The sequence below is a fragment of the Anoxybacillus sp. ST4 genome, assembly GCF_019448545.1.
Lineage (GTDB): Bacteria > Bacillota > Bacilli > Bacillales > Anoxybacillaceae > Anoxybacillus > Anoxybacillus pushchinoensis.
Map to the genome: position 1 here is coordinate 46101 of NZ_JAHZOE010000014.1, position 9119 is coordinate 55219.

At 42.1% G+C, this 9119-nt stretch carries 8 protein-coding genes and 2 rRNA genes; all 10 read right to left on the bottom strand.

Annotated elements, in window-relative coordinates; genetic code table 11:
• Window positions 1-46: 46 nt before the first annotated feature.
• Window positions 47-529 carry a 2-C-methyl-D-erythritol 2,4-cyclodiphosphate synthase gene (gene ispF, locus K1I44_RS10055; protein ID WP_003397627.1) on the bottom strand — a complete coding sequence of 161 codons (483 nt, stop codon included), beginning with the start codon at window positions 527-529 and terminating at the stop codon, window positions 47-49.
• A complete protein-coding gene (gene ispD, locus K1I44_RS10060; protein WP_003397626.1) occupies window positions 529-1215 on the bottom strand; it encodes a 2-C-methyl-D-erythritol 4-phosphate cytidylyltransferase in 687 nt (228 codons plus the stop codon). The genes ispF and ispD overlap by 1 nt, the downstream gene beginning before the upstream one ends.
• Window positions 1216-1234: 19 nt before the next feature.
• Window positions 1235-2323 (bottom strand): PIN/TRAM domain-containing protein, encoded by a 1089-nt coding sequence (locus K1I44_RS10065; protein WP_003397625.1) that lies wholly within the window; start codon window positions 2321-2323, stop codon window positions 1235-1237.
• Between the two features lie 90 nt (window positions 2324-2413).
• Window positions 2414-3808: a DNA repair protein RadA gene (radA, locus tag K1I44_RS10070; protein WP_003397624.1), complete on the bottom strand. Its 1395-nt coding sequence runs from the start codon at window positions 3806-3808 to the stop codon at window positions 2414-2416.
• A 57-nt stretch (window positions 3809-3865) separates the two neighbouring features.
• Window positions 3866-6298: an ATP-dependent protease ATP-binding subunit ClpC gene (gene clpC / locus K1I44_RS10075; RefSeq protein ID WP_003397622.1), complete on the bottom strand. Its 2433-nt coding sequence runs from the start codon at window positions 6296-6298 to the stop codon at window positions 3866-3868.
• A gap of 20 nt (window positions 6299-6318) precedes the next feature.
• On the bottom strand, window positions 6319-7383 hold the full coding sequence (gene mcsB, locus K1I44_RS10080) for a protein-arginine kinase McsB (RefSeq protein WP_003397618.1): 1065 nt from the start codon (window positions 7381-7383) through the stop codon (window positions 6319-6321).
• Window positions 7376-7927, bottom strand: coding sequence for a protein-arginine kinase activator protein McsA (gene mcsA, locus K1I44_RS10085; protein ID WP_219986062.1), 552 nt, complete (start codon window positions 7925-7927; stop codon window positions 7376-7378). Before mcsA ends, mcsB begins: the two co-directional genes overlap by 8 nt.
• Before the next feature lie 14 nt (window positions 7928-7941).
• The gene (locus K1I44_RS10090) at window positions 7942-8352 is read right to left on the bottom strand and encodes a CtsR family transcriptional regulator (RefSeq protein ID WP_370627990.1); all 411 of its coding nucleotides are present in this window, start codon (window positions 8350-8352) and stop codon (window positions 7942-7944) included.
• 221 nt (window positions 8353-8573) lie between these two features.
• Window positions 8574-8690, bottom strand: a 5S ribosomal RNA gene (gene rrf / locus K1I44_RS10095).
• A gap of 317 nt (window positions 8691-9007) precedes the next feature.
• A 23S ribosomal RNA gene (locus tag K1I44_RS10100) occupies window positions 9008-9119 on the bottom strand; the annotation flags it as partial.

Sequence of the window (9119 nt, forward strand, 5' to 3'; positions counted from 1 at the left end):
CCTAATTTCTGTACCTCATTGTACCGTAAACCGCCTACAAAATCCATCATTCATTATTCTTTTGTAGTAAAACGACGGCCTGGGCAGCTATTCCTTCTTCTCTTCCTGTAAAACCAAGCTTTTCTGTTGTCGTTGCCTTCACGTTTACTTGTGAAACGTCCCCTTCTAACAACTCAGCAATTCGCTCCTGCATATTTGCAATATACGGTGCCATCTTCGGTTTTTGGGCAATAATTGTACAGTCCACATTAACAAGTTTGTATCCATGTTGGCGCACAATGCTCCATACATGTTGCAAAAGAAGTGCTGAATCGGCATCTTTGTATGCTTCATCTGTGTCGGGAAAATGCTTACCGATATCCCCTTGACCAATAGCCCCTAAACAAGCATCAGCAATCGCATGCAACAATACGTCTGCATCCGAATGTCCGAGCAATCCTTTTTCATACGGAATCGTTACCCCACCAATAATAAGCGGACGCCCTTCAGCAAACTGATGGACATCAAACCCTTGTCCAATTCGATACATCATTGATCTCCTCTCGCACGTAAAATGGCTTCTGCAAATAATAAGTCTTCTTTTGTTGTCAGTTTAATATTCGTATATTCACCTTCGACAATGGCAACTCGATGACCGATCCGCTCGACAAGGCTCGCATCATCTGTCCCGATAAACTGTTCTTCTTTCGCCTGTTCATGGGCATGGCGAATTAACGGCACGGAAAAAGCTTGTGGTGTTTGTACAGCCCACAAGCTCGATCGATCGACCGTTTTTTCAATTTGGCCATCGACCACCTTTTTCATCGTATCTTTTACAGGAACAGCTAACACGGCCGCCCCTGTCTTTTCCGTTACTTGAACGAGTTCATGAATTTTTTTAATTGTAACAAACGGGCGAGCACCATCGTGAATGAGTATGATGCCCGTATCGCCCACCGCTTTTAATCCATTGTAAACACTTTGTTGTCGTTCTTCCCCTCCGGGAACTAGTGATGTCACTTTTTTTATTTCAAAACGATGAAGCAGACGAACAAACTGTTCACGTTCTTGATCATTAACGACCAACACAATGTTTTGGCATAAAACATCCCGTTCAAATACACGTAACGTATGAATGATAACTGGCATTCCTTCAAGATCGATAAATTGTTTGTTCATTCCTGCATTCATTCGTTTGCCTTGACCAGCTGCCGGTATAATGACAGAATAGTTCATTTCCCTATCTCCTAACAGCTCATAATGCTTTTTCGAGTAGTTTTAATTTGGCGAAAATCATTCTTCCTGCTGAAGTTTGTAAGACGCTTGTCACAAGTACATCGACCCGTTTTCCGATATAATCTTTCCCGTCTTCAACAACGATCATCGTTCCGTCATCTAAATAGGCAACACCTTGGTTTTGTTCTTTTCCATCTTTAATCACATGAACATTTAATTCTTCCCCTGGAAGAACGATCGGTTTGACGGCGTTTGCTAAGTCGTTAATGTTTAACACCGGAACATTTTGCAACTCACATACTTTATTTAAGTTAAAATCATTTGTCACGACAACCCCTGACGTAAGTTGCGCCAATTTTACGAGCTTGCTATCAACTTCTTGAATTCCTTCAAAATCACCTTCATATATCTCAACGTTAATGGCTAATTCTTTTTGAATTCGGTTTAAAATATCTAGCCCTCTTCGTCCGCGATTTCTCTTGAGGGCATCAGAAGAATCAGCGATATGTTGTAATTCTTCTAACACAAAGCGCGGAATGACAATCGTCCCTTCCAAGAAACCCGTTTGGCAAATGTCAGCGATCCGTCCGTCAATAATGACACTCGTATCTAAAATTTTTAACGACTTTCCTTTTTTCTCTTCTTCCTCGCTCCCTTTTTTCTTTCCGCTTCTGTTCGTTAAAGAAAATAAGTTCATTAACTCATCTCGCTTTTTGAACCCAACTTGAAAACCTAGGTAACCTAACAATAGCGTAAGAAAAATGGGCAACATCGTATTAACAAAAGGAATTTGAATAGAATTCAACGGAATGACGACTAAAAAGGCAACAATGAGCCCAAAAATGAGACCGAGACTCCCAAACAACAAGTCCGTCACAGGTGCTTTAACTAGCGTTTCTTCCATCCAATGAATGAGTCCAACCACATGATCGACTAACCAAAACGTGAGAAGGAATACGATGATCGCACCAACTGGGGCCGCTACATATGGACTATCGATATAAGGAAGATCGTTAAGGTGCAACAATTTCAACAAAGTAGGAAAGAAAATGATTCCCAGCATTCCCCCAGTAATTAAAAAGGATGCTTGCACAATTCGTTTTAACACGTTTTTTCACCTCCTCTATTACATTATAAACAGTTTCCAATGTTTGAAACCAATATGAGCATCATTTTTAATCATTTTTTAATCGTTTTGTTAAAATATTGGCCGATTTTTCCCTTCTCCTAACGAGTAATACAACGCTTCTTCTACATCGGCCACACCAATGACTTCAACACTTTTTGGCATGTTCCATCCACCGATGTTACTTTTCGGAATAATAATGCGCTGAAAACCAAGCTTAACTGCCTCTTGCACACGCTGTTCAATCCGAGACACGCGGCGAACTTCCCCTGTCAATCCAACTTCCCCAATGACAACATCCGTATGATTTGTCGGTTGATCGCGAAAGCTTGAGGCGATGCTTACAGCGATCGCTAGGTCAATAGCAGGTTCGTCCAGCTTGATGCCACCAGCTACTTTTAAATACGCATCTTGGTTTTGAAGAAGCAAGCCTACCCGTTTTTCTAATACAGCCATCAGCAAAGAAACGCGATTATGATCAATGCCTGTTGCCATGCGACGCGGCGTTCCGAAGCTAGTCGGTGACACTAATGCTTGAATTTCGACTAATACCGGCCTTGTACCTTCCATGGAAGCGACAACGGTAGAGCCGGATGCACCTTTGGAACGCTCTTCTAAAAAAATTTCTGATGGGTTTTTTACTTCTGTGAGTCCTGTTTCTTTCATCTCAAAAATGCCGATTTCATTTGTAGAGCCAAACCGGTTTTTTACCGCCCGTAAAATGCGGTACGTATGATGTCGTTCTCCTTCAAAATATAATACAGTGTCAACCATATGTTCAAGAATGCGCGGTCCTGCAAGTGCCCCTTCTTTCGTCACATGTCCGACAATGAAAATAGCAATTCCTTTCGTTTTAGCTATTCGCATCAGCTCCGCTGTACATTCACGAACTTGTGAGACACTTCCCGGGGCTGATGTAATCTCCGAACGATATATCGTCTGAATCGAGTCAATGACGACAAACGCAGGCTTCATCTCATCCACCGTTTGAATAATATGCTCTAAATTCGTTTCAGATAAAACATATAAATGGTCGGACGTCACATGCAACCGTTCAGCACGAAGCTTCGTTTGTTTGACGGATTCTTCCCCGGAAATATATAGCACAGTATGTTCATCGTTTGCGAGCTGGGCGCAAATTTGCAATAACAATGTCGATTTCCCAATGCCAGGATCGCCCCCGATCAAAACGAGGGAACCGCGAACAATTCCGCCCCCTAACACGCGATTGAACTCTGTAAACTTTGTGTCAATTCTTGGCTCTTGCGTTGTCTCTACCGTAGTAATGGATACAGGTTTAGCTAATACCCCTTCTGTATGCACAAATAACGCACGATGATGGGATTTTACAATTTCCGTTTCCTCAACCATCGCATTCCATGAATGACATCCTGGACATTTCCCCATCCATTTTGCTGTTTCATACCCACAATGTTGACAAACAAATTTCGTTTTCCGTTTAACCATTGCTCCATTCCTTTCACCATGAAAAACAAGGTATGCGCGTAAGCATACCTTGTTTTGTTATTTTACCGGCTCGTTTGTTAGTACAACAAACTGACCTTCTTTTACATCCATGACGACTTTTTGCCCGCTATTAATCGTTCCTTTTAACAATTCTTCAGATAAACGATCTTCGACATGTTTTTGAATTGCTCGGCGCAACGGACGAGCTCCATATTCTAAGTCATATCCTTCTTCCGCTAATTTTTCAATCGCTGCATCTGTTAATTCTAAATCAATTTGTTGTTCCTGTAGTCGTTTTTTCAGTTGTTCGACCATCAATGATACAATTTCTTTTAAATGTTTTTTCTCAAGTGAGTGGAAGACGATGATCTCATCAATTCGGTTTAAAAACTCTGGACGGAATGCCTTTTTCAACTCGTCCATTACTTTTCCCTTCATATCTTTGTACTGCTGGCTCTCATCTTGTACATTAAAACCAACGTATTTATTTCTCTTGAGGGCGTCAGCACCGACGTTTGATGTCATAATGATAATTGTATTTCGGAAATCAACCGTCCGTCCTTTAGAGTCTGTCAAGCGCCCATCTTCTAATACTTGTAACAAAATATTAAACACATCTGGATGCGCTTTTTCGATCTCATCTAATAAAATGACAGAATACGGTTTCCGGCGAACTTTTTCTGTCAATTGTCCGCCTTCCTCATAGCCAACATATCCTGGAGGAGAACCGACAAGGCGTGACGTTGAATGTTTCTCCATATATTCAGACATGTCGATGCGGATCATTGCATCTTCGTCACCAAACATCGCTTCAGCAAGCGCTCTTGCCAACTCTGTCTTTCCTACACCTGTCGGTCCAAGGAAAATAAATGAACCGATTGGGCGCTTCGGATCTTTTAACCCTGCTCGAGCACGACGAACAGCCTTTGCAACAGCTTTAACTGCTTCTTCTTGTCCGATCACACGAGAATGTAAAATTTCCTCTAACTTCAACAACCGCTCTGTTTCTGTTTGAGCCAATTTGGAAACTGGAATTCCGGTCCAACTTGACACGACGGCTGCAATATCTTCTACAGTCACTTCAGAGTTTTCTTGACCTTGCTTTTCTTTCCATGCCCGTTTCGTTTCCTCAAGTTGTTCGCGCAATTTTTGTTCGGCATCTCGCAACGATGCTGCTTTTTCAAATTCTTGACTTTGCACTGCGGCATCTTTTTCTTTACGAATTTCCTCCAGTTTTTGTTCAAGCTCTTTTAAATTTGGTGGTGTCGTGAATGAACGTAAGCGCACTTTCGAACAAGCTTCATCAATTAAATCAATCGCCTTATCTGGTAAAAATCGATCCGAAATGTAACGATCCGAAAGCTTTACTGCCTGCTCAATTGCCTCATCTGAAATAGAAACGCGATGGTGCGCCTCATAACGATCCCGCAATCCTTTTAAAATTTGAATCGATTCCTCAACAGTTGGTTCACCCACATGAATTGGCTGGAAGCGTCTTTCTAACGCCGCATCTTTTTCGATATATTTTCGATATTCATCTAACGTTGTAGCTCCAATGCATTGTAACTCCCCTCGAGCAAGAGAAGGTTTTAAAATATTTGATGCATCAATAGCTCCTTCCGCCCCACCTGCTCCGATGAGCGTATGCAATTCGTCAATAAATAAAATGATGTTGCCAGCTTGACGAATTTCATCCATCACTTTTTTCAAACGATCTTCAAACTCACCCCGATATTTTGTTCCGGCAACGACCGTACCCATGTCAAGCGTCATTACACGCTTATCACGAAGCGTTTCAGGCACTTCATTATTGACGATTTGTTGAGCTAGTCCCTCGGCAATTGCTGTTTTTCCTACACCCGGTTCTCCAATTAAAACAGGATTATTTTTCGTTCTGCGACTTAACACTTCGATAACACGTTGAATTTCTTTACTTCTCCCGATCACAGGGTCTAAACCGCCTTCACGTGCAATCGCTGTTAAATCACGCGCCAAACTATCTAGCGTCGGCGTATTGGCGTGAGCTGTCCCCCCATGATGCCCAGAGGCAGATTCGTTGCTTCCTAGCAGTTGAAGCACTTGTTGACGAGCCTTATTTAAGCTTACACCTAAATTGTTTAAAACACGCGCCGCTACACCTTCTCCTTCACGAATGAGACCGAGTAAAATATGTTCTGTTCCTACATAAGAATGGCCAAGCTTCCTAGCTTCATCCATAGAGAGCTCAATCACCTTTTTGGCACGTGGTGTATAGTGAATCGTTTGCCCTACTTCGTTTCCACGTCCAATCAGTGACTCTACTTCTTTCTGAATTTTGTCTGGCCCTAATCCGAGCGCCATGAGCGCTTTCGCAGCAATCCCTTCGCCCTCCCGAATAAGACCGAGTAAAATGTGCTCTGTCCCAATATTGTTATGTCCTAATCGAACTGCTTCCTCCTGCGCTAATGCTAGCACTTTTTGTGCTCGCTCTGTAAAACGTCCAAACATCATTTTGATCAACCCCCTCTAATTTAACTTAATTGGCATAATCGTTCACGAATGAGCGATGCACGACGAACATCTCGCTCCTGCGGACGCATTGCACCGCCTGCATATTTTTGTAAAAATCCAGGCTGTGTCAAAATCATAAGCTCTGTTAAAATTGTTTTTGGCACGTTTGTAATATATCCTAGATCAATGCCTAATCGCACATCGGATAAACATTGTGCTGCCTCTTTTGAACCGATGATTCGGCTGTTCGTTAAAACACCGTAAGAACGATATACCCTATCTTCTAATTGTATGTTAGAAGTTTTTACTAATGCCTCACGGGCCATTCGCTCTTGCTCAATTAATTGTCGAACAACTCCAGTTAAATCCTCGACAATATCTTCCTCGCTTTTTCCTAATGTAATTTGGTTAGAAACCTGGAAAATATTACCTAACGCCTCACTACCTTCTCCGTACGTACCGCGCACAACTAAACCGAGTTGATTAATTGCTGGAATGATTTGATTCATTTGTTGTGTTAATACAAGTCCTGGTAAATGCATCATGACAGATGCTCGTAATCCCGTCCCGACATTCGTCGGGCAGCTTGTTAAATAGCCGTATTTTTCGTCGTAGGCATAATCTACATGCTGTTCAATCCAATCGTCTAAGGCGCTTGCCATTTTCAATGCTTCTTTTAATTGGAAGCCTGCAAATAAACATTGAATGCGAACATGGTCTTCCTCATTAATCATGATACTAGCTTCTTCTTGTTCAGATAATAAACATGCACCAAACGTGCAATCTTCAGCTAAATGAGGGCTAATTAAATGCTTTTCAACTAATACTCGCTTTTCAATTGATTGTAATTCGTTCATTTTCAATAAGAAAAAAGGTCCGATATGCCCATAGCTTTTTTGCGAAAATAACCGTTCAAATAGTTCAATAATTGCGATTGCTTCTTCGTTTGTAAATACGGTTGGAAACGAATATTGTTTCATATTTCTTGCTAGACGAATTCGACTGCTTAACACAATATCGGAATCTGGCCCTTCTTCACTCATCCATGGGCTAAGAGCGCGCTGAAAAAATAATTGTTTACTCATGTGAAGCGCCCCCTTCTGCCTTTAATTTTGTTTCAAGTTCCCGAATTTGATCACGAGCTTCGGCTGCTTTTTCAAATTGTTCCTTAACAATTAGATCTTGTAACACGTGCTTTAGCTGTCCAATTTGTTTACGGATATATAGTGTGCCGCCGACCCGCTTCGGAATCTTTCCTTCATGAGCCACATGGCCGCCATGTAGTCTTCGAAAAACAGGTGGTAAATAATGAGCAAATGTTTCGTAACAATTCGCACAACCAAAACGTCCAACTTTCACAAACTGAGCATACGTCATTTTACACCGTTCGCATTGTAATATATGCTCGCTATGGAAAGAGGGCGCTTTCTGTTCTTTTAGTGACGCGTCCATATTTAACAGTCCAGCAATTAAATTATTAATTGAAAAAGCGCCTTGATGCGGGAACATAAACATTTCACCTTTTTCATGAGCGCACTGCTCACAAAGATGTATTTCTGTTTTTTCCCCATTCACAATTTTAGTGAAATGAAGCGTTGCTGGTCGCTGATTACACTCTTGGCATATCAAAGTATTCACCCTCTCTACATGTACTTTAACGATGTCAACATCGCTTTCAATATGCGCGCACGCAGTTCATCACGATGAGGAAGATCAATAGATAAAACGGCGCGATCAATAACGCTTAACATCATATTCGCCTCTCGCTCTGAAATTACCTTTTCATCTAGCAATCGTTGAATGATATGTTCGCCGTGCGTTTGGCTAATTCGCTCTTGAACAAGTGACAGTAGATGATCAATAAGTTGAGAAGCGCTCTGGGCTTTCACTTTCATAATGCGAATATAACCACCACCGCCACGCTTGCTTTCAACAATATATCCTCTCTCTAGTGTAAAACGTGTATTGATGACATAGTTAATTTGCGAAGGAACACACTGAAATTTGTCTGCAATTTCACTTCGTTTAATCTCAACGATATCTTTTCCGCTCATATTTAGCACTTGTTTTAAATATTGCTCAATGACATCAGAGATATTCCTCACATAATCCCTCCTCTGCCAGTTGACTTTGACTATATTTGACTTTAACTTTAATATATACGGAATTCTTCAAAAATGCAAGGATTCCCTTCCTACACTACTATATATTTTACCCATTGCATTCGTTCAATAAAACAAAAAGACCAAGACTAAATTTGTCTTGGTCTTTTCTTGCCCGGCAACGTCCTACTCTCGCAGGCGGTGTCCCGCCAACTACCATCGGCGCTGGAGAGCTTAACTTCCGTGTTCGGGATGGGAACGGGTGTGACCTCTCCGCCATCGTCACCGAGCAAACATATAGAAGGATGATTCCTTCAAAACTAGATAACAGGTTAGCCTACGCTTTTCTTGATGTCTAGCTTCGAACTAACATCCTCCTACGCCTTCGCTTTTTCCGTTCGACGTGCAAGCACGTCTTCGTCAAAAGCTCTCGGCTCCGTCGGACGTTTCCTTGGCTTCGCCAAGGACCGTTCTCAGCTTTTCTTGCTGTCTAGCTTCGGCTCCTAGCCCCTCGAATCGCTTCAGTCCTGCTGTGGCGGCAACAGCCTCCTCGCAGGCCTTTCGCGTTCTTCGTGGCTGAACAGTCGCCTACGCTTTTCTTGTGTGCTTAGTTAAGTCCTCGATCGATTAGTATCCGTCAGCTACACGTGTCGCCACGCTTCCACCTCGGACCTATCAACCTTGTCATCTTCAAGGGATCTTACTCGCTTGACGCGATG

What these genes read in the sequence shown, in the direction of transcription:
- ispF (WP_003397627.1), bottom strand. Translation starts at nt 529, where the DNA reads ATGTATCGAATTGGACAAGGGTTTGATGTCCATCAGTTTGCTGAAGGG.
- mcsB (WP_003397618.1), bottom strand. Translation starts at nt 7,383, where the DNA reads ATGAGTAAACAATTATTTTTTCAGCGCGCTCTTAGCCCATGGATGAGT.
- radA (WP_003397624.1), bottom strand. Translation starts at nt 3,808, where the DNA reads ATGGTTAAACGGAAAACGAAATTTGTTTGTCAACATTGTGGGTATGAA.
- K1I44_RS10090 (WP_370627990.1), bottom strand. Translation starts at nt 8,352, where the DNA reads ATGAGCGGAAAAGATATCGTTGAGATTAAACGAAGTGAAATTGCAGAC.
- clpC (WP_003397622.1), bottom strand. Translation starts at nt 6,298, where the DNA reads ATGATGTTTGGACGTTTTACAGAGCGAGCACAAAAAGTGCTAGCATTA.
- ispD (WP_003397626.1), bottom strand. Translation starts at nt 1,215, where the DNA reads ATGAACTATTCTGTCATTATACCGGCAGCTGGTCAAGGCAAACGAATG.